This is a genomic window from Acidithiobacillus sp. HP-2, from assembly GCF_015100155.1.
In the GTDB taxonomy this organism is placed as follows: domain Bacteria; phylum Pseudomonadota; class Gammaproteobacteria; order Acidithiobacillales; family Acidithiobacillaceae; genus Acidithiobacillus.
Genome location: NZ_JACKZA010000001.1, coordinates 204,396 through 228,944, shown reverse-complemented (window position 1 = coordinate 228,944; position 24,549 = coordinate 204,396). Strand labels below are relative to the sequence as shown.

Genomic DNA, 24,549 nt, shown 5'->3' with positions numbered 1-24,549 from the left:
GATATAAGAGGGCGACACTTGAAATCCCAGCGTATCTTCAGCTTTGACTCGCAGCTTGATCAGCGGCAACTGTTTTCCCGCGCCACGCTGCGGGACCTCAATCAAGAGCGAATTGACCTCTGCACCGTCCGCTTCGACGTGCTGCTGGCCGACGGCGTGGCCCAACCGCACGTTGATCTGTACTTCCACCTACCGAAATCCGGCCGTCTGGTTCCGGCGTTGGCATTGCCGATCAATGATGCGGCCAGTTGGTTGACCTGGCCCGATTGCTTCGCCGACTGGCCAGACATCCTTCTTGCGCGTATCACGACCGAGGTGCTGAAACACTGGAAGGGCAATCCGCAGCAGGGACAGGTCATCGTAACCGGCGAGTTCCAGGAGGCATTCGGCGGTACGGTTCAGCAAATGCTTGATGGTCGCTCGATCCCTGGGATGGAAAACTACTGGACGACTGCACAGGTACTCAACCGCTACCGATGGGTCGATAGCCTCGTCACTGAAGGTCGGGTCCTCGAAGTTGCCACGGGCCCCGGCTACGGCGCGGCATGGTTACTCGAACGCCGTCCCGGTGTAACTGACTACCTTGGCGCCGACCTTGATTCGCTGGCCGTCGGTCTGGCCCGTCGTATCAACCCGCCGGGTCGGGCTCGCTTCCATCTTGGCCCCCTTGAGGAGTTGGAGGAGTCGAGCTTCGACTGGGTGTTCTCGCTTGAGACCGTCGAGCATACCGGCGATCCTGAAGCTTTTTTGATCGCACTCATGAGTAAGCTTGCACCGGGCGGGCGCATGCTGTTGTCGCTGCCTTGCGAACGCTGGCACGGCTTTCATCTCAACCCCCATCATTGGAGCGCGTGGAACTACCGCCGCATTCGCGACTTCCTGCAGCCACATTTCGGTCGGATCAGCTACTGGCGCCAAGGGCGGCCGTTGTTTCAGGAAAATGCCTTGGACGATACGGGACGGATCACCCCGCTGGAGCAGATCAACCCGGATCAAGATGAGGATTATCTGATGCTCTTGGAGGAACCGCGCGAAGCTCCGTGCCGTCCTCGTGTTGTTGTGCAGAGGCGCTATGCTCGTGGTGATGTACTTCAAGTCACCCCTATTGTGCGCGGGGTACGCGAGAAGCTGCCGGATCACACTTTGGTAGTTTCTACCGATATCAACGAGGTATTCGCGGGTAATCCACACGTTGACTTGCTTATGGCGACATCATCCGGCTTCCGACCAAGAGAGAGCGATTTGGTCATTAATCTTGATGAAGTTTACGAGCGCCAGCCAAAGCAGCACATATTGATCGCCTATGCTAATGAGGCCGGTGTTGTCTTGCCAAATCCATCACTTGAATTACATCTTGATCGCCGCGATTATCAAATTATCGGGAGGAGGGTGGCTGCCGCAGGTGATTCCTGGGGAATGGTAAACCGCATTGTAGCCGTGCATATGGGCGCGACCCCCGACCGGTCGTGGCCAATGGCGCATTGGCAGTCACTGCTCGCTGTGTTACTGGCCGATCCGTGCTTAGGCCTGATTGCGGTCGGTGCTGGCGCCGATTTCCAACCGCCCGCTGCAGCGCGCGTCCTCAATCTGGTTAACCAGCTAGATCTGCGTGGAACCGCCGCTGCGATAGCAGTCTCCGACTTGTTGGTTGGCCCAGACTCAGCGCTGCTTCACGTTGCTTCCGCAGTCGGTACTCCGGCGGTAGGCCTCTATGGAATGGCTGATCCAAAGTATCGTGTCCCATTCGGCTCGGAACAGACTGCGCTACGCTCGCCAGTCGAGTGCGCCGGCTGTCTGCACGATCTACCCGCGCCAAACACCGACCCTCGGTGTAAGTTCGGTCAGGCGTTCTGCATGGAGGCGATCTCTCCGACTCAGGTTATCACAGCGGTGCTTAATCAACTTGATCGCCGGCCTGCAGATGCGTGGCGCACCCGCCTGCGACTGGGTGGATGTGGGCAATTTTCGGAGCATTCGCAGTCTCCGCAATGGTCAGAACCGGTAAGGAGTGCGCTCTTGTCGGGAGAAATCGCTGGTGCCGCTGCGTCTTATAACGGCCCTGCGGCCGGGTCGTCGCCCACGCCCGTCCCTTGGCTCCCCGAAGCCCGTTGGCTGCCATCAGAAAAGGCCTGGATCGATGAAACCATCGCTAAGTGGGGTCATGCCGAAGACGCGGTCCCTGATTTTGCTCTAGGCTTGCTGCCGCACGTGCAGTCAGGGGTGCAGCACACTGCTGACTCCTTGAAGGCGCAACGGCTCGGCTGCAAGATACTGTTGGTTCCGGTGCGATCCGACACCGCCGGGTTGATCGCGCGCGCTAACCACGAGCTGCTCGTCGGGGACACCGACTGGCTCGGCCTGATCGACGCTGGCGACCAACTGGCCCCGGATGCTTTGTTCAGGGTAGCCAATGTCATACGGGATCATCCCGAATGGCAACTCATCTACACCGACGAAGATTCCCTCACGGCCGATGGTCAGCACGTCAATCCCCACTGCAAGCCCGATTTCAACCTCGACTATCTGCGAAGCCTCCCCTACATAGGTGGTTTGCTGGTCATCAAAAAAGAACTTTTTGAAGCGCTTGGCGGTTTTGATCCGCAAGCCGATGGCGCGGAAGATTACGATTTCGTCCTGCGTGCCTGGGAAAAAATCGGCGACGCCGGTATCGGTCATATTCCAGAAGTGCTTTACCATCGCTTGCAGGGTGGCGGGCACTGCAACAAGTCCGTTGAGGAAATCCTCCAGGTCAGTCAGGCTGCTTTGCAGCGGCATTTACAGCGCCTCAATATTGCGGCGGAAGTATTGCCCGGACCTTTCCCGCCCGCCACTCGGGTGCGTTATCCCCTGACTGGCACGCCTCTGGTTTCCATCATTATTCCCACCCGCAATCAACTCGGCTATTTGCAGCGCTGCGTGGAATCGCTGATCGAGAAAACCAGGTATGCGCAATATGAAATTCTCATTGTCGATAATGACAGCGATGATGCCGAGGCGCGCACTTATCTGGAAATGCTTGCGGCGCAGGAAGAGCAATTGGGTGGCCGTTTGCGCGTACTAAGGCATCCCGGTCCATTCAATTTTTCAGCCATGAATAACCGGGCAGTGGAACAGGCGCGGGGCGGTTATATCCTTTTGCTCAATAACGACACGGCTGCGCTGCATGACGACTGGCTGGATGAAATGGTCAGTCAGATTTTGCGTCCGGAGGTGGGTGTTGTGGGCGCAAAACTGCTTTTTCCCGATGGCAAAATTCAGCATGCCGGCGTGATTCTGGGAATGCGCGGGCCGGCAGAACATCCCTTCATTGGTCAGCCACCCGAATATCGGGGCTATTTTGGCCGGGCCATGCTGACCCAGAATTTATCGGCGGTGACGGGAGCCTGTCTGCTGATTGAAAAATCCTTATATCAAGAGCTGGGTGGGCTGGATGAAAAACAGTTTCAGGTTTCCTACAACGACATTGATCTCTGCCTGAAAGCACGCGAGGCCGGTCATAAAATTGTGTTCACCCCTTGGGCGATGCTCCTCCATGAAGGTTCCGCCAGTCAGCGTGGTGAAGTCGAGAAAAAACCCAGTCCCGAAAAAGAAAAACGCTTTGCCGGCGAAAAAATGGCTTTTTATCAAAAATGGCTGCCACAATTAGCTTTTGATCCCGCCTATAATCGCCATTTGAGTCTGGCGAGTACGGATTTCTTGCTTGAAGATCAGGCCGCCCTGACCTGGGATCCGGAATGGTGTCCGCGTCCGCGCATTCTGGTGCATCCGGCGGACCGGGAGGGTTGTGGAGAGTACCGGATCATCTCCCCTATGCGCGCCCTGCAAAAGGCGGGGAGAGCACAGGGCTGGGAAACCATGCGAATTTTTGAACCGGCAGAAATGGAACGTTTTTCTCCGGAAAGTATTGTGTTGCAGCGGCAGATGGAATGGCCGCAAATCGAAGCCCTGGAAAGGCACAAAAAGCTGCTGAAAACCTTCCGGGTGTTCGAAATTGATGATCTTATCACTAATCTACCGGTAAAAAGCCTGCACAAGGTCCAAATACACAAAGACATCGCCAAGCGTTTCCGCAAGGCAGCGGGTTTGTGTAACCGTCTGGTGGTCGCGACTGAGCCCCTCGCCAAAGCCTATAAAGGATTCGCCGATGAGGTGCGCGTTCAACCCAATTGTATTGAAGACGCCATTTGGGGATCCTTGCAGCCCCGCCGACGCGCTGAGGCCAAGCCCAGGGTCGGTTGGGCCGGCGGTGTAGGGCACACGGGTGATCTGGAGATGATCGCTGATGTGGTGCGCGATCTGGCCGACGAGGTGGACTGGGTGTTTTTCGGCCTCTGCCCCGATGCCCTGCGACCGTACGTCCGCGAGTTCCATACCGGCGTGCCCTTACCCCAGTATCCCAGCAAATTGGCCAGTCTGGACCTGGATCTGGCTCTGGCGCCCCTGGAAAACAATCCGTTCAATGAAGCCAAAAGCCACCTGCGGATTCTGGAATACGGAATCCTCGGCTATCCGGTGATTTGTTCAGACATTTTCCCCTATCAGGGAGATTTTCCCGTCACCCGGGTCGCCAATCGCTATCGCGACTGGGTACGGGCCATCCGTGAGCAGATTGCCGATCGGCAGGCGCTGGTAGCGGCGGGCGACCGCTTGCGGGAACATGTGCGCGCCCACTGGCTACTGGAGGAGCATCTGGACGACTGGCTGGCGGCCTGGCTGCCCTGAGGCTCAAAGCCCGCTGTCTTCATAAAGATCATCCAGAGATAGGCTGATGGATAACCCTCCACAGTCCAACTGGAGGATATCGCCGGGGTCGAGAATCTGCTCGCCCCAAGTGCTCCCTTCGCGACTGAACAGGCGGGCGTAAACCCGCTCCGAATCTACCAGAAGATAGTACCGTAAAGCGTGGATATCCCGGTAGGCGAGCCATTTTTCCCGCTGGTCGATGGCGGCGGTAGCCGGAGATAAGACCTCGGCCAGAAAGCAGGGCGCGCTTTTGTACAAGGGATGATTGTCTTCTGGATCACAGACCAGCATGGCATCAGGATAATAATAGGCCTGATGGGTGGAGATGCGCAGCTTAATGTCCGCCATGAAGGCACGGCATGGGCGACCACGGCTGACTGCGCGCAGATGAAAAAAAATATTACCCGCAATACGGTTGTGTCGCTCGCTGGCACCGGCCATGGCAAACACTTCGCCAGCCAGATACTCGCTTTTAACATCAGCCAGTGCTTCGGCATCAAGGTACTCTGTTTCGCTCAGGCTTCGATGCTCGGTACAGGCGCTCATGGGTTACCTCGGTGATGAAGGGGGCCATTGGCGATGAATGTAGCTTGTAGGGGCTGGATCCTCAAGCTCTGGAAATGGCCGGTTTGCCCGGAAAGAAGAGCGGCAACATATTGCCACTTTTGAGTCGGCTTTATGTCATATCTTGGCGCAACTACCATCAAATATGCCTTGATCAGCTTTATCCTGCTGATATTCCGGTATTAAATAAATATGGTACTGATTTTGCTTCCGGTCTTGAGTGTTGGTGCTGCAAACAGACGGACAGGCAATGGCTATATCAGGTGTGATCAATACAAATACTTCGACTTTGAACACGCTGGACGCACTCAATGGCACCCAGGGTGGCCTTGATACTTATTTGCAACAGCTATCTACGGGTAAGCGTATCAATAGCCCGGCTGACAATCCGGCAGACTACGCCATCGCCCAGAGTTTTCAGTCCAAAATCAATGGGTTGAACCAGGCGGTTGCCAACGGCAACCAAGGCGTTTCCCTGATACAGACCGCCACTGGAGCCGTCCAGAATCAGATCAATTTATTGCAGCAGATTCGGACCACGGCAGTGCAGGCTGCCAATGCTTCCAATACCACTTCAGATCGCCAGGCTCTGCAGGGCGTGGTCAGTCAGTTGCTGGCCCAGGTGCAGACCATTGCGACCCAGACCCAGTTCAACGGTCAGAACTTGCTGGATGGCACTTTTGCGGGTGCTGCCTTTCAGGTGGGTGCCAACTCCAACCAGATAATCAATGCGGCGGTGGGAAATGCGCAGACTTCAGCCATGGGCGATCATATACCCGCAGTTTCCCCATACAGCGATAGCTACGGATGTGATGGCTCCTTTGTGAGCGGCGGTTTTGCACCTGGAGGCGCCTTTACCATCACTCCTGCCCAGACCAGTGCTTACTTTACTTTTAGCGGTGGTTCTTATGATTTCTATATATCCCGTGGGGTGGGTCGTATTAACGGAGGTGGCGAACAGCTTAACTCCAGTCCTCAGCAAATTCAGGTCAATTTGAGGAATCCGCCGGATATGGCTGAACTGCAAACCTTGGCCACGCAAATCAGTAGTGCGGGCATTCAGATTTCTGGAACAACGCAAATGGTCAATGGTATTCCTGTGCTGAGATTGACCTATCCTGCTAATGATCAGGGGATTTATTTTAGTGCAACCAGTGGAACCAGCGGTATCATCCCGGGCAGTGGTCAGGCTGTTGCGTCGGGTTCTACAGGAATTTTTCGGGAAGTTTATATCAGAAACGGTACTATCAGTTCTCAAGGAATTCCATTGAGTAGTGGGACGACAACTGATGAAGCGATTATCCCCCCGAATACCTATTACGGCTCCTTCAGTTCCGGAACGGGGAGTAGCGGGCTCAGCATCCAAGGCCCATTCGGTAACGCGCAAGTGGATGTCAACACCGAAACTGAATCGGCAGCAAGCATTGCTGCGGCCGTCAATGCCGTATCCCAGCAGACAGGAGTCACGGCCAATGCCTATACCAGCGCCTCCTTCCTGGTGACCACGGGAAGCTACAACTTTACCCTCAGTAATGGGAGTAGTGGTTTACCAAGGAATGCCGTGAACATCTCCGCCAGCGTGAACAATGCCACCAACGGCCAGCCTAATTTGAATGCCTTGTTGACGGCCATCAACCAGCAGACGGCGGTAACCGGAATCGCTGCCAGTAGCCGGGTAATCAATGGTAAACCCGAGCTGATTCTCACCAATGCCAATGGCGACAATATCAATATTTCAGCTGGGTTAGCCAATGGTCAGTTGGCATCCACGGCCCTTGCCGCAGGTTCCACCGGCAGTTTGCAAGCCGTCAGTGGCAGCACTCAGGCCCTTATCGGTTACCCCATCAACAGTGGATCTCATGCCGCGTTGATCCAGGGGGCGGTGCAATTTGCTTCGGCCAGCGCCTATCGGATCAATAATGGCGATATGATCGGATTCAGCAGCCAGGTCAGCAGACTGCAGAGTGGTTCGGCTCTGGCCGATATTGATGTGAGCACCCAAGAGGGGGCGCAACGGACCATTACCATTGTGGATCAGGCCTTGAACTATTTGAACCAGCAAGCCAGTGAGCTGGGTGCCACCCAAACCCGGATTCAGGTTTCAGTAGTCAATGACCAGAGCTCGGCCACCAATATGCAGTCGGCCCAATCGACTGTCCAGGATGCCAGTATTGCCCAGGCAACCTCACAGTTGACCAAATACCAGATTTTACAACAGGCAGGCATCTCGACCCTGGCTCAGGAAAACGCGCTTCAGCAGGCCTATCTCAAGCTTCTGCCATCAGGCTGAGATGTTCAAAGCGATAAACATCATCGCTTCCCCACTAACTGAGTCGATTCAAGTTTTTTCGCTGGAGTGTCGTTATAGGGAATGTACGAAGTAAGTACAGCTTGGCAAGGATGCCATTTCAACCCTAAGAAAGGAGCACGATCATGGCAATTTCAGGAATTATCAATACCAATACCTCAGCATTGAGTACGCTGAATGCATTAAATGGTACGCAAGGAAGTCTCAATACATACCTTCAGCAGTTGTCCACGGGCAAGAGTATCAATGGCCCGGCGGATAACCCTGCGGGTTACGCGATTGCCCAGCGTTTTCAGACCCAGATAAACGGGTTGAATCAGGCGGTTTCCAACGGTAACCAGGGCGTTTCTCTGGTTCAGACCGCTACAGGTGCCATTCAGAACCAGACCAGCCTGTTGCAGCAGATTCGCACCACGGCTGTCCAGGCAGCTAACGCTTCCAACACCACTTCAGACCGGCAGGCTCTGCAGGGCGTGGTCAGCCAATTGTTGGCGCAGGTGCAGACCATTGCCACCCAGACCCAGTTCAATGGCCAAAACCTGCTGGATGGTACTTTTGCGGGTGCTGCCTTCCAGGTAGGTGCCAACTCCAACCAGATTATTAATGTGGCGGTTGGAGATACAACTACCTCTTCAATGGGTAACTATTCTACGACTGTATCAGGGGGTGCATACACAAGCAGCGGATCTTTTCAGATGGGTGGTTATGCTGCTGGTGGATCATTCACAATCAGTACCAGTAGCGGTGCGGGAAACTTCCTTTCCGGTTCGGCATTGAACATTCAGGGTAGTGTCGGTAACGCCTCAGTGAGTGTAAATTCCTCGACTGAGTCTGCCGCCAATCTTGCCGCTGCGGTGAACGGTGTTTCTGCACAGACTGGTGTTTCTGCTCAGGCTTATACCAGTGTTGCATTTACGGCTACAGCAGGTACATACACCTTTACTCTCAGTAATGGTAGTAGTGGTGCCCCAACCAATGCAGTTAATATTTCTGCAGATGTCACTCAGGGTTCCAATGGTCAGGCTAATATTAGTTCGCTGGTCACGGCCATCAATAATCAGGCGGCTGTTACTGGTGTATCGGCAGGTACGCAGACTGTCAATGGCACAACGGAATTAGTGCTGACCAATGCGAACGGTAACAACATCAACATTTCGGCAGGAGTAACCAGTGGAGGGGCGCTGAGTGGTGCTGGACTGGCTTCAGGATCAACGGGTTCGTTACAGGCGGTCAGTGGAACGGGTGCTTCATTAGTTGGGACAGCCATCACCAGCGGTTCTGCAAATGCCTTGATTCAGGGTGCGGTGCAATTTAATTCCGCCAGCTCTTACGCTATTGGCAACGGTGGTAGCATAGGCTTTAGTACACAGGCAACCAGCTTGAGTGGATCTGCGGTATCAAACATCAACGTCACCACCGCCGCCGGTGCCCAGCAGGCTATTGGTATTGTCGATCAGGCCATCAACTATCTGAACCAGCAAAACGGTAGTCTGGGTGCCATCCAGAACCGGATTCAGGCTTCGGTCTCCAATGATCAGACTACGGCTACCAACCTGCAGTCTGCGCAGTCGGTGGTTCAGGATGCGAATATCGCGCAGGCGACTTCGCAGTTGACCAAGTATCAGATTCTGCAGCAGGCAGGTATTTCTACCCTGGCGCAGGAAAACTCTTTGCAGCAGAGCTACCTAAAGCTTCTGCCCTAAGGTCATGATGCTTTAATCAGTTTCTCTCCCACTTCTGCAGGGTGGGAGAGTTTTATCAGTGGAGAATGGACATGGATAAGCTCTCTATTGCAAACAGTTCGCTAACTGGTCAGGGAGCCGCAGTGGCAGATACCCGGCAGGGGTTAGAGGCGAATGTTCCGCCGGCACGACCGCCAACAGCACAGCAAAATACTTTGGACATAACTTCAACAACACCCAAAAACATAACCTTGCAACCTGAAAAGGTGCAACAGGCTATTCAGAAATTACAAAATAATTTACCGGCAAGTGCTTCTGTTACCTTACAGGCTGGTCTGGACCCGGACGGAACCCATCCCGGACAGGTTCTGGTGAAACTGAGTGATAAAGTTACCAAACAAACATTTTTTGAATATTACGTCCCGGCTGAACAGGTTGTGAAAAGTGCTGAAACCGTTGACGCATTGCAACCCGGTAGCCTGATGAATACTAAGGCCTGAATTTTTTGAAATTTATTGTGCAGGAGTAAAGATTATGACCGCTTCACTATCTGGTTTGGTCAGTGGCATTGATGTCCAGTCACTTATTACGAATTTAAGTGCGGCTTATCAGGCACCTATTACTATCCTGCAAAATCAGCAACAATCTTACCAAACTACTTTAAGTGCCTGGGGTACCCTGCAAAGCAGTCTTTCTGGTTTGCAGTCGGCCATGAGCAGTTTGCAGAATCTGGGAAATACCAATAATCGCAGCGTGACTCTTTCCAATGACAATGCAGCTTCGGCTTCGGCTTCAGCCAATGCGCCGCAGGGAAGTTACAGTCTGAGTAATATGGTCCTTGCACAGTCCCAGAGTATTTATTCCAGCAATTTTACCAGCGCCACCAATAATTCAGTGGGTACCGGTACCCTGCAACTTCAGGTGGGTAGTGGGGCTGTCCAGAATGTGGCTATCAACGCCTCCAATGACAGTCTGGATGGTATTGCCAGTGCCATTAATCAGGCCGACACCGGGGTGAATGCCGCCGTCGTCTATGATGGTACGGGCTATCGCCTGACATTGACCGGAAAGGGTACGGGGGTAAATAGTGCTTTCTCAGTGGGTACCAGTGGTGCAACCGGCAGCTTATCTTCGCTCAGCTACAGCAGTGGTGCATCAGGTTCCATGACCTTGAGCCAACAGGCTCAAAATGCTGGCGTCAGCATTAACGGTTTGCCGGTTACCAGTGCGACCAATACGATTTCCGGTGCCATTCCCGGGGTGACGCTCAATTTGCTGCAGGCCAGCGGTAGTGCAACCCTGCAGGTTTCCAGCAGTAATAGTGGTTTTGTGTCGGGCGTGCAGAGCTTTGTGAGCGCTTTCAATAAGACCATGGGTACCATCAACCAGTTGACCGCCTATAATGCTCAGGCTGGTTCTGGCGGCCCCTTGTTGGGTGATGCTTCGGTGCAGGGTTTGCGTACCCAGTTGCTGGATATGATTTCCGGACAGGGTATCGGGATCTCTTCGGGTAGTTCGTATAACTCCCTTGGCAGTGTGGGTTTGGGACTCACCAGCAGTGGCACGATCAGCCTGAATACCGGCACTTTGAGTACGGCTCTCTCTGCTGATTTCAATACGGTAGCGGGCCTGTTTGGTCAGGCGGGTAGTACCAGCAATGCCAATGTCCAGTATCTGACGGCGACCAGCGCAACGCAGGCAGGGACTTATGCCATTAATGTGAGCCAGGCTGCGACCCAGGCCAGCACATCGGGGAGTGCCGCCATTCCTTCCGGTGGCATTCTTCAGAGCGAAAGTCTGACTTTTGGATCGGGGGCCAGTTCGGTGGTGGTTTCATTGAGTTCGGGCAGCACCCTCAATGATATCGTCAATACCATCAATGATACCTTGCAGCAGTCGGGAATGACGGGCATTACCGCCAGCGCCAATAATGGTTATCTGGAATTGCAGTCCAATGCTTACGGAAGCGCCCAGTCTTTTACCGTGCAATCTAATGTGGCGGCAGGTTCCGGCGGCACAGGCATCGGTACCAGCCTGCTGACGGCTACCGGAACCGATGTGGCGGGGACGATTAATGGTCAAAGTACCAGCGGTTCCGGTCAGACCCTGACGGTGACCGGACCGGGGAATGCTTCGGGTTTACAGGTCAGCATTACCGGAAACAGCACCGGCAATCTTGGTTCGGTAACCCTCAGTCAGGGGTTGTATCAACAGATGACTGCGCTTTTGAGTTCGGCGCTGAATGCCCAAAGTGGTTTTGTGAGCGCCGCACAGAATGGCATTACCTCTTCCATTAATGGCTTGGGTGCGCAAATTACGACGCTGCAGCAGTCAGCCTCCAATCAGACCGCTTTGCTCACCCAGCAGTTTGCTGCCATGCAGTCACAACTGTCTTCTCTGCAGTCTACCGGTCAGTATCTGAATGCATTTTATTCTTCCAACAGTTCCAGCTCGTCCAGTTCCAGTTCGAGCTCCAGTAGTTAAGGGAGGTTTTAGGCCATGAGTGTAGCAACAGCAGCGGCCATGCAGGCTTATAAGCAGGTTGGCAATCAGGGGGTTTCCAGTGATCGGCTGGTTTTGTTAGGTCTGGAAGGTGTACTGGAATATATACGGCGCGCTCGTTTGGCGATTCAAGCTATGGACATTAGTGCCAAGGCCGTTTCCATGGACAAGGCCTACCAGTTGACCGCGCATCTTTTAGCCAGCGTGAATTTTCAGGAGGGCGGTGAAATTGCCAAAAATCTCGACAGTCTTTATCGTTTCCTGTTAAATCAGTTGGCACAAGCCAATATTTTTGATGATTTGCAGGCGCTGGATGCCTGCCAGCCGGTGCTGATAGATTTGCGCGATGCATGGAGGGGGCTGCTGAGTCATTCCTGAGGCATAACTTTCCGCATGTTAGGGAGTGACTGATGCTGGAGCAGCATGCCGTCGTACTGGAAGATGTGCTTCCCCTGCGTCTGGAGAAGGGTGAAGTAGACACTGCGCGACGCGGTCGTCTGATGCTGGATAACATGGCGCTTCTTAAAGCGTTGCTGGTGATGGATGATCACTTGCTCGTGGAAGATGATAGCCGGGAAGCCATCAGCAGCCTGGAAACCAAAATCGATTTGCTGCTGCTCCTGGTGGGTAAGGGCATACAAGGGCTGGAACCTTTGCCACCATGTTATTCCTGCGCGCTGGGCGCAGAGGATTTGTATTGGGAGACAGCATCTCCGGCAGGGTTTCCCCATGAGAATGGCCCGGTTTGTGTGGCCCTTTTTTTGCGCCCCAGGATTGCCATGCCGCTGTTTCTTCCGGGCACCCTCCAGATGTCAGTGACTCAGCCAGAGGCAAGCGCAGAAACGCTATTCCGTTATCATTTGCACTTTCAGCTAGACGCACGCGTGCAAGAATCATTAGATCGACTAATATTCCGTCATCATCGGCGTTCCATAGCGCGGCAAAAGGATCATCATCATTTTTCCGCAGAATGACAGGCGTTTGTTATGTACACTGAAGTAAGCACGGAAAGCGGATCGACTCTGGAGAGGCGCAGCCTGTCGCGCGAAAGCTGCGGACTGGTTGGGAACAGTGTGTCTATTCAGCGCATGACAGCGATGCTGGCCAAGGTGGCAAAAACAGACAGTACCGTCTTGATTCTGGGTGAATCGGGTACTGGCAAGGAAGTCATCGCCCGCTGTCTGCATCAACAATCCCTGCGTAGTCAGGGGCCTTTTGTGGCAGTAAACTGCGGGGCCATTCCCGAAGAACTCATGGAAAGTGAGCTCTTTGGTCATGAAAAAGGAGCTTTTACGGGTGCTTTGGCCGCGCGTAAAGGCCGTTTTGAGCTGGCCGAGGGTGGAACTCTTTTTCTGGATGAAATTGCCGAAATGAGTCCGCAAATGCAGGTGAAACTGCTGCGTGTGCTTCAGGAAAAACAATTTGAACGGGTGGGCGGTGCGCGGGTGTTGGTGAGCAATGTGCGGATACTGGCCGCTACGCATCGTAATCTGGAGGCGCGGATTCAGGAAGGCAGCTTCAGAGAAGACCTGTATTATCGTCTGAATGTTTTTCCGGTACACGTGCCGCCCCTGCGCGATCGCCCGGGTGATATTCATTTGCTCTTCGCCTATTTCATGGACAAATTGACCGCTGAAGGTCATCTGTCTGTCATCCTTGATGATGATTCCCTGCGGGCCTTGAATGCCTACCACTGGCCCGGGAATGTCCGGGAGCTGCGCAATCTGGCAGAGCGACTGGCGATTTTGCATGGCGGCGAAAAGCTTTCCTGTGCAGACCTGCCCGCCCGCATGCGCAGTGTGGAAAATTTGGAGTTGCAGGATGAACGGCAAAGTCTTGCTGCCGTGTGGGCAGAGCCTTCGGTGAGCTTGCCGGAACCGCCCTTTGATCTCAAATTGCATCTGGAAGAAATCGAAAAGGAATTCCTGCTGCAAGCGTTGGCCATGTGCGATCAGGTGGTTGCCCGTGCTGCGGAACGTTTGGGTTTGCGGAGGACGACTATGGTCGAAAAACTGAAAAAATACGGACTGAGCACGATCAGGGATATGGATCATTAATGTCTGATGCTGGCTCTCCGCCCTTGTCTGATGCTTCGAGCCTTATCGAAGCTTTCAAACTCTTCAACAAAACCTCACAAGAACTGACGGAAGCCTACGGTACCCTGCAGCAGGAAGTGCAACGTCTTTCTGCCGAGCTGGCCGAGGCGAACGTGCGTCTTCGTGCCGAACTGCAAGCCAAGGAACAAATGCGTGAACGCCTTGCTTTGCTTCTGGAAATGCTCCCGGGTGCGGTATTGGTGGTGGATCATGCGGCGCTGATTGTGGAAATGAATCCGGAAGCGATTCGTTTGCTGGGAGCGGATTTGCGTGGTTCGGACTGGCAGGCCTTGCAACCCAGACCCATGTCAGGTTCCGGGAATGAGTGGTTGCTGCTGCGTGGTCCTGGCAGGGATCAGCCTGTACAGGTGACACTTGCTGTCAATGCGTTGCCGGGCGGGGGGGGGCAGGTGGTTTTATTGCAGGATGTGACAGCGGCGCGCGCCCGTGAGGAGGCTGCCCAACGACGGGAACGTCTGGCTGCGATGGGAGAAACGATGGCAGGACTGGCGCATCAATTGCGCACACCTTTGGCCACGGCGCTGCTCTCTGTTTCACACCTGCAATTTGAACGTGGTTCCGAACATTTTGCGCGGCAACAGCAGCGCGCGCTGGAGAGATTGCAACATCTGGATGCGACCATTGATGCCATGCTGCGTTTTTTGCGCGGTGCGGAGCAGGAAAGTGGCTCTGTGGCATTGATCGAAATTCTCCATACCTTGCAGCGGGAATGGGATCCACATTTTCGTCAAAAAAATGTCACTCTGGAGATTGGGGTTGCACGGGATGACTGGTTTTTGACGGGAACCCTGGCTGCCTGGGTCAGCGTATTGGCCAATGTCCTGCATAATGCGCTGCTTTTCAGCAACGCTGGACAGTCAGTCAGCATCAGGCTTGAAGAAGTCAATCGGGGTACCTTACGCCTGAGCATTCGGGATTTTGGCCCGGGTATTGCTGAAACGGATCAGGAAAGGATTTTCATCCCATTTTATACCACACGCCGGGATGGTACCGGATTGGGTTTGGCCATTACCCGTAATTTTGTGGTGGCCATGGGGGGAAGTATAGAGCTGGAAAAGGTATCCCCCGGTACCTGCTTGGTGCTGCTTCTGCCGTTATGGCAGGTTGCTCAGCCATTGCCCAGCGGTTCAATGAGTCAGGAGTAGGAAGCATGGAGCAGTACCATGCCCGTATTTTACTGGTTGAAGATGATGAATATCTGGCTGAAGCCTTGCAGGAGGCGCTGGATGATCAAGGCTATCGGGTGCAATGGGCCGAAGATGGCACGGCTGCATTGCGCCTGCTGGCGGCGACGTCTTTTGATCTGGTGGTCAGTGATGTGCAGATGCGTCCTATGGATGGTTATACCCTTTTGAAAACCTTGAGCGTACAACATGATGCACCGCCAGTATTGATGATGACCGCCTGGGGTACGATTTCCGAGGCGGTGCAGGCTTTGCAAAATGGTGCGGTAGATTATGTGGTGAAACCCTTTACGGTAGATGTTCTGCTGGAAAAGCTGCGTAAATTTGCGCTTCCACATTTGCCAGCCGATAGCCAAGGACCTGTGGCGCAGTCTCCGGCCATGTTGGCAACGCTGGAAATGGCGAAAAAGGTGGCTTCCACGGACGCCACTGTGCTGCTGATGGGCGAAAGCGGTGTTGGAAAAGAAGTGTTGGCACGTTATATCCACCAGCAAAGCCGTCGTCAGGCGGGGCCATTTGTTGCTGTCAATTGTGCAGCCATTCCGGAAAGCCTTCTCGAAGCCACTTTGTTTGGGCATGAAAAGGGGGCATTTACGGGTGCGGCGCAGAGTAGCGCAGGGAAGTTCGAGCAGGCCCAAGGCGGTACGTTACTGCTTGATGAAGTGACAGAAATGCCTGTTCAATTGCAGGCCAAGTTACTGCGGGTGCTGCAGGAGCGTGAGCTGGAGCGGGTCGGCGGCAAGCAGACCATTCCCCTCAATATTCGTCTGATTGCCACCAGTAATCGGGATTTGCGCCAGGCCGTAGCGGAAGGCGTTCTGCGGGAAGACCTGTATTATCGTCTACAGGTTTTTCCTATACAGATTCCACCATTGCGCGAACGCCAGGCGGATATTCTCCCGCTTTCCGAGCATTTGTTAAAACGGCACTGTCAGCAGATGGGGCTTCCCGTAAAAGGGCTCAGTATGGCAGCAAAACAGCAGCTCTACTTTTATGAATGGCCCGGCAACGTGCGCGAACTGGAAAATGCCCTGCAACGTGCGCTCATTCTCTCGGTAGAAAGTGACATTCAGGTAAATGATCTGGGTTTACAGGGATCGTCTGCAAGCATACCTTTGCCTGAGGCGGGTAATGCATTTGTGGAGGAAACAGCAGGCCCCGTTGTGGCCCTGGATGATCTGCGTGCGCATCATGAACGTGAAGCCATTGCCTTGGCCTTGGGCCAAAGTCGCGGTTCAAGGGCTCTGGCTGCAGAGCGTTTAGGCATTAGTCCCAGGACCTTGCGTCACAAAATCCAGCGCTTTCGGGAAGCTGGTTATGAGTTGGGATAAAACTGGCTCGGATATTGCTTGTAGTTTTCAGGAAGAGTGAACGAAAGGTGCGACCATGAGTAGTGTAGATTCCCTGGATTCCTTGATGACGCAGTTGCGCGCTCTGGCCGATCAGGCACAGGGTGTCAAAGTGCCGGATAAATCCACTGCCGGTCCGGATGACTTTGCCAACACCCTGAAAAGCATGGTTGGGTCGGTCAATCATCAACAAAGTCAGGCGAATGCACTGCAGTCGGATTTTTCCAGTGGCGACAAATCGGTCGGTCTCAGTCAGGTGATGGTTGCTTCGCAAAAAGCGGATCTTTCCTTTCAGACCATGCTTCAGGTGCGCAACAAGCTGGTTTCTGCGTATCAGGACATCATGAATATACAGGCATGATTCCATGCGTTTCTAGCACTTGCGTAGATTCTGCTGATGGCGACTGAAACCGCTAGGAATCTCAACCTGGCGGGCGGAGCAGCACAAGTGCAGCGACGCTGGCAGGATCTGCCGCCGAATCGCCGTCTGGGCGTGTTGGTAGCTTTGGCTGCTGTGCTTGCCGTTCTGATTGCCGTAATTTTCATGAATGGAAGCACTTCGTACAAGGTGCTGTACACCAATCTTTCGGATCGTGATGGTGGGCAGGTGATTGCCGAGTTACAGAAGCTGAATGTGCCCTACCAAATTGGCGATGGTGGTGCAGTGATTTCTGTGCCTGCCAATCAGGTTTATGCGACCCGCATGAAATTGGCCGCAGACGGGTTACCCAAAGGTGCCGGTGTGGGTTTCGCCATTCTGGACCATGAACCCATGGGTACCAGTGATTTTGTGGAGCACGTGAATTACCAGCGTGCTTTGGAAGGTTCTCTGGAAAGAACCATTGCATCCCTCAGTTCTGTGGAAGGTGCCAAAGTACATCTGGCCATGCCCAAGCCCTCGGTATTCCTGAGCGAGCAGGAAAAACCCACGGCTTCGGTGATGCTGAACCTGTATCCCGGTCGCGAACTCAGCGGGGCTCAGGTGGCCGGCATTGTTCATCTGGTTGCTGCCAGCGTGCCGGGGCTGTTGGATAAAAATGTTACGGTAGTGGATCAGCACGGCAATATGCTGAGCACCCGTGGCAATGCGGATAACGGATTACAGCCTTCCCAGCTGGCTTACCAGCGTAGCGTGGACCAGCAATACGAAAAACGTATTCAGGCTATTCTGACCCCTATTGTCGGTGCCAAAGGCGTGCGCGTAGCCGTATCGGCGGATATTGATTTCGCCAAAAGTGAAAGCAGTTCGGTGAGTTATGGTAAAGGTCAGATTCTCAGCCAGCAGACCCACAATACTTCTGGAACCGGTGGTTCCGGGCCTTACGGAGTTCCTGGAGCGCTCTCCAACACGCCTCCCGGAGTGGCGGTAGCTCCCTTGGTTGCGCCGGTGGCTTCCAATTTGTCACCCGGGGCGCTTATTGCTCTGGCCCCTACGCTGAAAATGCTGGCGCCTACCGAAAGCAGTACGGATTCGACCACCAACTACGATGTGGACAAGACTGTTGTGCACACGGTTCTGCCGGTGGGAACCGTTAAACGCCTGTCTGTGGCAGTGCTCGTCGATGATCAGGCTTCCGAAAGTTCTCTGGGTGTCGTCAAGGCAAAACCTTTATCGGCGGCGCAATTGGCGCAAATCCAGCAGCTGGTGGAAGATGCCATTGGTTATAATGCCAGGCGGGGCGATACGGTCAAGGTCGTCAATATGCCTTTCACTACCCAGTCAGCGGCAAGCGCATTGCCCTGGTGGCAGCAGTCCTGGTTCCTGAATCTCCTGAACAGCGGGCTGCGTTATCTGGTCATTCTTTTTGTGGCATTACTCCTCTATTTTGGTGTTGTCCGCCCGCTTTTAAAACGCCGTGCGCGCCAGGAACCAAGCATGGAGAGTGCGGATATGGAAACTGGAGACAAATCCGTGAATGAGGCGCGGGCTGCCTCTCCAGAATCAGCAGCAGCAATGGCTAATGCTGAAGTCATTCGCGAGCAGGTCAACATTCCCGGTAATCCCCTGGAAACCGATTTGTATGTCTCCCGGCAGCTGGTCATGCAAGACCCTGCCAGAGCAGCGCAGGTTGTCAAAGAATGGTTGTCTAATGAGCACGAGTGAAGATCTCAGTGGCATGGATCGTAGTGCCATTCTTTTGTTGAGTCTCGGTGAGGATGAAGCTGCTGAAGTCATGCGCCATCTGGGACCGCGAGAAGTGCAGAAGCTCGGTGCGGCAATGGCCCGGATGTCGCACATTTCCACGGACCAGGTACAGCTAGTTCTTTCGGATTTTCGCTCCCGACTGGAGCGCCAGACTTCATTGGGCGTGGGTAGTGACCAGTATATACGGGCCATGTTGACCAAGGCTCTGGGTGCGGATAAAGCGGGTAGTCTGATTGATCGGATTCTTCATGGTGGTGATGCCAGTGGTCTGGAAAATCTGAAATGGATGGATGCCCGTTCCATAGCCGACTTGATCAAACTGGAGCATCCCCAGGTGGTTGCCATGATTTTTGCCTATATGGAGCCGGAGCAGACGGGAGAGGTCATTCATCATCTTCCTGATCGCCTGGTCAGTGAAGCCATGATGCGTCTGGCCAGCCTGGAAACCGTGCAGCCTGCTGCCATTCGCGAGTTGAATGAAATTCTGGAGGAACAAATTTCCGGTGAAGCGCAAAGTCTGCAGGTAGCCAGCCTGGGTGGACCAAAAGCGGCAGCTGACGTTCTGAACCGGCTGGAAACCAGTCTTTCATCCAGTATTCTCGACAACATGCGTGAGACCGACGATGAGTTGGCTGACAAGGTCCAGGAGAAAATGTTTGTCTTTGACGACCTGATCAAGCTGGATGACCGCAGCATGCAGGTGTTACTGCGTGAAATACCCTCGGACGGTTTTGTGACAGCACTGAAGGGTGCCAATGCCGCCTTGCGCGAAAAATTCTTTGCCAACATGTCCAAACGTGCGGCAGAAATGATGCGCGATGATCTGGAGGCAAAAGGTCCGGTGCGGGTCAGTGAGGTGGAAAGCAGTCAGAAGGCGATTTTGCAGATAGCTACACGACTGGATGCCGCTGGTCAGCTCAGTCTGGGTGGTGGCAGTAGCGAGGCCATGTTGTGATTGGGCAGTCCTTGTGAACAAGCGTGCGGAGATCATCTCCGGAGACAGCAGTGCTCAGGTACAGCGCTGGCAATTGCCGGAGGTCAAAAATTTTTCACCAGGTTCCCAAGGTGATACAGGGTCGTCCCTAGAAGAGGGCGAAACCCTTTCTGCTGCCGCCATCGCTTTACCAACTGCCGAACAACTGCAGGCCATTTATGCGGAAAGTGAGCAGAAAGGGCATGAACAGGGTTACCAGCAGGGTTATAAAGAAGGGCGGGCCGAAGGCTATCAAGAGGGGCTGGCCCGCGCAGAAGCTGAAAGACGTTCTTTGCAGGATATTCTTTCCGGTCTTTTTTCGCCCTTACAAGCCCTGGATACGAGTGTTGAGCAATCTTTGCTGGCGCTGTCTCTGGAAATCGCCCGCCAGGTTATTCGTCAAGAATTGCGGCTGCGCCCGCAAGTTTTGTTACCCTTGTTGAAGGAAGCGTTGCGTGCGGTACCACTGCGGAGTGTCAACCCCGTTATCCGTTTGCATCCTGATGATATGGATATGCTGCAGCGTCTCATGCCCGAACTTGCCGACCAGGGAGTGGATCTGCTTGCTGATGCCCAAATCGAACGGGGTGGCGTCCTGGTTTCTGCGGGTCTGGATGATAATGCGGCCAGACCCGACCGCCGTTGGCAGGATCGGGATCTGGATCATGCCGCCACTCAGCTTGATTTGCGTCTGGAAAATCGCTGGCGTGCCGTCCTTGAACGCTTATTTGGTGAGCTTTCGGTATGATGTTGCGCTTTGCTGATCGTCAAAAATTGTGGGGAGATACCCTGAATCATTATACGCAAAGATTACCTGAAACATTCCCCGCCTTGCTGCCCAGCGGCCGCTTGGTGCGTATGGTGGGGCTGGTTCTGGAAGCAGAAGGGTTTGATGTGAGTGTCGGTACCCGCTGCCGGGTGGAAGCCAGTAATCAACGCGGTATTGATGCCGAAGTGGTCGGTTTTCACAATGAAAAGCTGCAGTTGATGGCTGCTGGTGATTTGCACGGAGTCAGGCCGGGTGCCCGGGTACAACCCTTGTCCGGGGAAGCACAGGCGAGTGTCAGCGAACGTCTCCTGGGTCGTGTAGTGGATGGGCAGGGTCAGTTTCTGGATGGCCTTGGTCCGGTGTCAGGACTCATCCGTGTGCCTCTGTTGGGTGTCAATATCAACCCTATGCAGCGTGCCCCGGTTAAACGCCCCCTGGATGTTGGGGTGCGCGCCATTAATGCCTTGTTTACCATTGGTCGCGGCGCGCGTATGGGGCTTTTTGCCGGGAGTGGTGTCGGCAAAAGTGTTTTGTTGGGTATGATGGCGCGAAACACCGATGCTGACGTGATTGTGGTGGGGCTGATTGGTGAACGTGGTCGTGAAGTCAAGGAATTTATAGAAGATATTCTTGGCGCGCAGGGATTGCGTCGCGCTGTAGTGGTCGCAGCGCCTGCTGATGTTCCGGCGTTGACCCGGATTCGTGGGGCGCATCTGGCCACAGCCATAGCCGAATATTTTCGTAGTCAGGGAAAGCATGTGTTATTGCTGATGGACTCATTGACCCGCTATGCCATGGCCCAAAGAGAAATTGCGCTGGCAGTAGGCGAACCACCCGCTGTTCGCGGTTATCCACCTTCCGTTTTTGCACGGCTGCCAGCACTGGTGGAACGGGCGGGTAACGGTCCAGTGGGCGGCGGGAGTATTACGGCTTTCTATACCGTTTTGATGGAAGGGGATGATCAACAAGACCCTATTGCCGACAACGCCCGGGCAGTTCTTGACGGGCATCTGGTTTTGTCGCGCAGTCTGGCGGAACAGGGCCATTATCCGGCCATTGATCTGGAAGCATCCATCAGCCGGGTCATGCCCAACATTGTGTCTTCTAATCAGATCAATCAGTTGCATCGTCTAAAACGTCTCTATGGTCGTTATCGGGAACATCAGGATCTGATTGCGGTAGGCGCGTATACACCGGGCATGGATCCATTGCTGGACCAGGCAGTACGTGCTTATCCGGCGATTCTGGGATTTCTCCGCCAGAATCAGCAGCAGTCCGTGCCTTTGCAGAGCAGTCAGGAGCAATTGGCGCAGATCATGGCAACGTATATGGAAGAGGGGTAGTTATTGATGATGAGCCGCCAGAACGTCTTGTTATTTTTGCGGGAGGACGCTGATAAAAGACAGAAAGAAATTGCTGTTCGTCTGGGGAAGCAGCGAAGTTTACTGAGTGAAGTGCAGCAGAAGTTGCAACTCCTGGAAAATTATCTGCAGCAGTATCGAAATCAGGCGATTGCAGCCGAGACCTCGGGCATCCTCGGTGTGCAGGCTCTGGATACCCGCAATTTTATTCATCAACTGGATCAGGTCCTGCAGATTCAGAAGGAAAATGCCCTACGTCAACAGCAAAGCGTGGCACAAATCCAATCTGAATGGGCTTCTGCCCGTGTGCAGGAAAAAGGCTTTGCCGCTTTGGCACGGCGTATCGAGATAGAACAACATGAGCTGGAATTGCGCAAAATTCAGAAAGAACTGGATGAATGGGCGAATCGTCGCCCCGGTTGTCAATAAGCTGGTGTGGAATTTGCTTAGGTACTGTCTGATATTTTTAAGCTGAGGATTTATCCGGATGGCAGCGGCAAGCATCGTCAACCCTGTGTCTTCATCAAGCCTTGCCCCAAACCCAGTGGGCAAGGTCGGTGCGCCAGCAGGTAATGAAAAGCCCGACAGTATAAAATTTGCTGCAGTCATGGCAAAGCAACAAACACGGGAAACGCCGCCGCAAAAGTCACCAGAGCACCAGCAGCACGATACCGGTGCGAACCCGAGTAGACATTCACAATCCTCTGCTGAAACCACGCAGGCGGACGCGGCAAATTCACTGCAACCTTTAAGCGGCAAAAGTTTGCCGCAGCCACAGTCAAATATTAGAGATCAAAATGGAACGGTTAGCAAAGACAGTGACCCTAAAAAATCGAAAGATCAACCAGCCAATTCATCTATTGTAATGACAGAAAATTTGCCAAGCGGGTTGCTGTCATTACCTGTCGTCATGTCGCCGGATTCCAGTCAGACGCTTTCGTCTGTTGACTTTTCTGAAGAGGATAACGCTGCCACCCATATGGGTGGCAGCAGGAATCAGTCAGCACAAGTATCAGTAAAGTCTGTTTTGCCCCGGTCTTCGCAACCGGGCCTTTTACAGTTAGCAGATGCTGATCACCCGGGTACGGACGGAAAATTAACTGCTGCAGTAGCGTCATCGGCCATTCAAGATGGGTCGTCTTCGCAAATTGTCGGACATTTTCTGCAGAATCTCGCCCAGGCATTCGCTGCGAGTTCCACTACCGGCCCGCAATCTGTCGCATCAAGTGCTTTCAGTAATTCCTGGGCTGATCCCTCCACGCAATTATTAAAGACCGTTTCTGATCCGGGAGTCAGCCTTGCAGGTAACAGTGCAGCGCCGTTACTTGCCAGCACGATTATGTTACCACCCGCTGCATCTACGCCTACTGCGCAGGTTGTGGCCACTCCGGTCGGTGCCAATCCCCAGTGGGGTGAAGCTCTGGGGCAGCAGGTTCAGTTCCTGTTAGGGCAGGGGATTCAGCAGGCAACATTACAACTCAATCCGCCGCATTTAGGTCCTCTGGAAGTGCATTTGGATATTCAGGCTAATGGACAGGCAAATGCGACTTTTATATCGCCGCATCCGGAGGTTCTGCAGGCCATCAGTGCGGCCATCCCACAGTTGCAACAAAGCTTTGCCGCTGCAGGTATGAGTCTTGGTCAAGCCAATGTGGGTGCAGATGGCGGTGGACGGTTTTTTTCCAAAAACAGATCAGCCTCGACAGGCACTGTCAAATCCATGACAGAGCCGCTGGAGAGTACTGCGCCTTCCACTATTCTCAGAGTGCATTTGGGACTGATCAATGCTTTTGCATGAATCTTGCACTGTCCTGACACTCCATATACGGTGACGCCATGGTACAGGATATTCTTTCTCAGGATGAAGTGGATGCCCTATTTAAGGGTATGTCAGATGGTGAGGTGGAAACCCAAGTAGAACCTGAGCCTGATCCGGGCGGCGTACGTCCCTATGATCTGGCGAATCAGGATCGGATTGTGCGTGGCCGAATGCCCACCTTGGAGGTGGTCAACGAACGTTTTGCACGACTCTGGCGGGTCAGTCTGTTTAATTTTCTCCGCCGTACGGCTGAAATTTCTGTGGGTCCGGTGCGCCTGATTAAATATAGTGAATTTATACGCAGACTGGTCGTTCCCAGTAATATCAATATTGTGCAAATCAAACCCTTGCGAGGATCCGCGTTGTTCGTTTTTGATCCACGACTGATTTTTGCAGTGGTAGATAATTATTTCGGAGGAGATGGGCGTTTTCATGCGCGTATTGAGGGCCGTGAGTTCACGCCTCTGGAACAAAGAATTATTAAACGACTGCTGGACCTGGCATTTAAAGACTTTAAAAATGCCTGGACACCCGTGACCGAATTAAATCCGGAACTAACCCGTTCCGAGGTGAACCCGCAATTTGTCAGCATTGCTACACCTACGGAAGTGGTTATTGTCAGTACATTTAATGTTGAACTGGAATCGGGTAGTGGCACGTTTGAGATCTGTCTGCCTTATGGCATGGTGGAACCGGTTCGCGATCAACTGACCGCAGGAACAACGGCAGACCGTTCGGAAATAGATCGACGCTGGGTACAATCCATGCAAGATGAAATGCAGGAGGCCTCCCTGGAAATGGAAATAAACTTTCTGCAAACGCAACTGACGCTTCGGCAATTATTGGCGCTCCGTGATGGAGACATTATTCCCGTAGAAATGCCCGAGGAGGTTTTTGCTCAGGTGGATGGAATCCCGATTTTTTCCGGACGCTATGGGGTTTCTAACGGAAAAATTGCTGTGCAGTTGGAAAAACATTTATGTCCGGAAATGATTGCCGGGCATGCAGCTATAGCCGCTATGGAGAACTAGA

General features: G+C 53.6%; 19 protein-coding genes. 18 read left to right on the top strand and 1 reads right to left on the bottom strand.

Translation table 11 applies throughout. From position 1 onward, the window contains the following. Positions 1-18: 18 nt before the first annotated feature. Positions 19-4,722, top strand: a complete 4,704-nt coding sequence (locus tag H7F11_RS01095) for a glycosyltransferase (protein ID WP_193650639.1) — start codon at positions 19-21, stop codon at positions 4,720-4,722. 3 nt (positions 4,723-4,725) lie between these two features. Here the strand turns inward: H7F11_RS01095 and H7F11_RS01090 are convergent, their stop codons facing one another. After that, positions 4,726-5,289, bottom strand: coding sequence for a Uma2 family endonuclease (locus H7F11_RS01090; protein ID WP_193650640.1), 564 nt, complete (start codon positions 5,287-5,289; stop codon positions 4,726-4,728). 268 nt (positions 5,290-5,557) lie between these two features. Here H7F11_RS01090 and H7F11_RS01085 point away from each other — a divergent pair, with 268 nt between their 5' ends. The 17 genes from H7F11_RS01085 (at position 5,558) to fliM (ending at position 24,548) form a co-directional block, all read left to right on the top strand. Beyond that, positions 5,558-7,597 carry a flagellin gene (locus tag H7F11_RS01085; RefSeq protein WP_193650641.1) on the top strand — a complete coding sequence of 680 codons (2,040 nt, stop codon included), beginning with the start codon at positions 5,558-5,560 and terminating at the stop codon, positions 7,595-7,597. 143 nt (positions 7,598-7,740) lie between these two features. Beyond that, positions 7,741-9,318, top strand: a complete 1,578-nt coding sequence (locus tag H7F11_RS01080) for a flagellin (RefSeq protein ID WP_193650642.1) — start codon at positions 7,741-7,743, stop codon at positions 9,316-9,318. 65 nt (positions 9,319-9,383) lie between these two features. After that, positions 9,384-9,797 carry a hypothetical protein gene (locus tag H7F11_RS16600; protein ID WP_227485149.1) on the top strand — a complete coding sequence of 138 codons (414 nt, stop codon included), beginning with the start codon at positions 9,384-9,386 and terminating at the stop codon, positions 9,795-9,797. A gap of 34 nt (positions 9,798-9,831) precedes the next feature. Then, the gene (gene fliD / locus H7F11_RS01070; RefSeq protein ID WP_193650643.1) at positions 9,832-11,781 is read left to right on the top strand and encodes a flagellar filament capping protein FliD; all 1,950 of its coding nucleotides are present in this window, start codon (positions 9,832-9,834) and stop codon (positions 11,779-11,781) included. Positions 11,782-11,796: 15 nt separating this feature from the next. Beyond that, on the top strand, positions 11,797-12,177 hold the full coding sequence (gene fliS / locus H7F11_RS01065; RefSeq protein WP_193650644.1) for a flagellar export chaperone FliS: 381 nt from the start codon (positions 11,797-11,799) through the stop codon (positions 12,175-12,177). 32 nt (positions 12,178-12,209) lie between these two features. Continuing rightward, positions 12,210-12,773, top strand: a complete 564-nt coding sequence (locus H7F11_RS01060; protein ID WP_193650645.1) for a PilZ domain-containing protein — start codon at positions 12,210-12,212, stop codon at positions 12,771-12,773. A 12-nt stretch (positions 12,774-12,785) separates the two neighbouring features. Continuing rightward, entirely contained in the window at positions 12,786-13,856 is a 1,071-nt protein-coding gene (locus H7F11_RS01055; protein WP_193650646.1) for a sigma-54 interaction domain-containing protein, read from the top strand. After that, positions 13,856-15,061: a sensor histidine kinase gene (locus tag H7F11_RS01050; RefSeq protein ID WP_193650647.1), complete on the top strand. Its 1,206-nt coding sequence runs from the start codon at positions 13,856-13,858 to the stop codon at positions 15,059-15,061. The genes H7F11_RS01055 and H7F11_RS01050 overlap by 1 nt, the downstream gene beginning before the upstream one ends. A 5-nt stretch (positions 15,062-15,066) precedes the next feature. After that, a complete protein-coding gene (locus H7F11_RS01045; RefSeq protein ID WP_193650648.1) occupies positions 15,067-16,431 on the top strand; it encodes a sigma-54-dependent transcriptional regulator in 1,365 nt (454 codons plus the stop codon). Between the two features lie 55 nt (positions 16,432-16,486). After that, on the top strand, positions 16,487-16,810 hold the full coding sequence (fliE, locus tag H7F11_RS01040) for a flagellar hook-basal body complex protein FliE (RefSeq protein WP_193650649.1): 324 nt from the start codon (positions 16,487-16,489) through the stop codon (positions 16,808-16,810). A gap of 36 nt (positions 16,811-16,846) precedes the next feature. Further along, positions 16,847-18,553 (top strand): flagellar basal-body MS-ring/collar protein FliF, encoded by a 1,707-nt coding sequence (fliF, locus tag H7F11_RS01035; RefSeq protein WP_193650650.1) that lies wholly within the window; start codon positions 16,847-16,849, stop codon positions 18,551-18,553. Then, entirely contained in the window at positions 18,540-19,550 is a 1,011-nt protein-coding gene (gene fliG, locus H7F11_RS01030; RefSeq protein WP_193650651.1) for a flagellar motor switch protein FliG, read from the top strand. Before fliF ends, fliG begins: the two co-directional genes overlap by 14 nt. Positions 19,551-19,563: 13 nt before the next feature. Further along, on the top strand, positions 19,564-20,316 hold the full coding sequence (locus H7F11_RS01025; RefSeq protein WP_193650652.1) for a flagellar assembly protein FliH: 753 nt from the start codon (positions 19,564-19,566) through the stop codon (positions 20,314-20,316). Then, on the top strand, positions 20,313-21,680 hold the full coding sequence (gene fliI / locus H7F11_RS01020) for a flagellar protein export ATPase FliI (protein WP_193650653.1): 1,368 nt from the start codon (positions 20,313-20,315) through the stop codon (positions 21,678-21,680). The genes H7F11_RS01025 and fliI overlap by 4 nt, the downstream gene beginning before the upstream one ends. 6 nt (positions 21,681-21,686) lie before the next feature. Then, positions 21,687-22,127, top strand: a complete 441-nt coding sequence (gene fliJ / locus H7F11_RS01015) for a flagellar export protein FliJ (RefSeq protein ID WP_193650654.1) — start codon at positions 21,687-21,689, stop codon at positions 22,125-22,127. A gap of 448 nt (positions 22,128-22,575) precedes the next feature. Further along, positions 22,576-23,496 carry a flagellar hook-length control protein FliK gene (locus tag H7F11_RS01010; protein WP_193650655.1) on the top strand — a complete coding sequence of 307 codons (921 nt, stop codon included), beginning with the start codon at positions 22,576-22,578 and terminating at the stop codon, positions 23,494-23,496. 38 nt (positions 23,497-23,534) lie between these two features. After that, complete coding sequence (fliM, locus tag H7F11_RS01005; protein ID WP_193650656.1) at positions 23,535-24,548, top strand: flagellar motor switch protein FliM; 1,014 nt, start codon at positions 23,535-23,537, stop codon at positions 24,546-24,548. The last annotated feature ends 1 nt before the right edge of the window (position 24,549 follow it).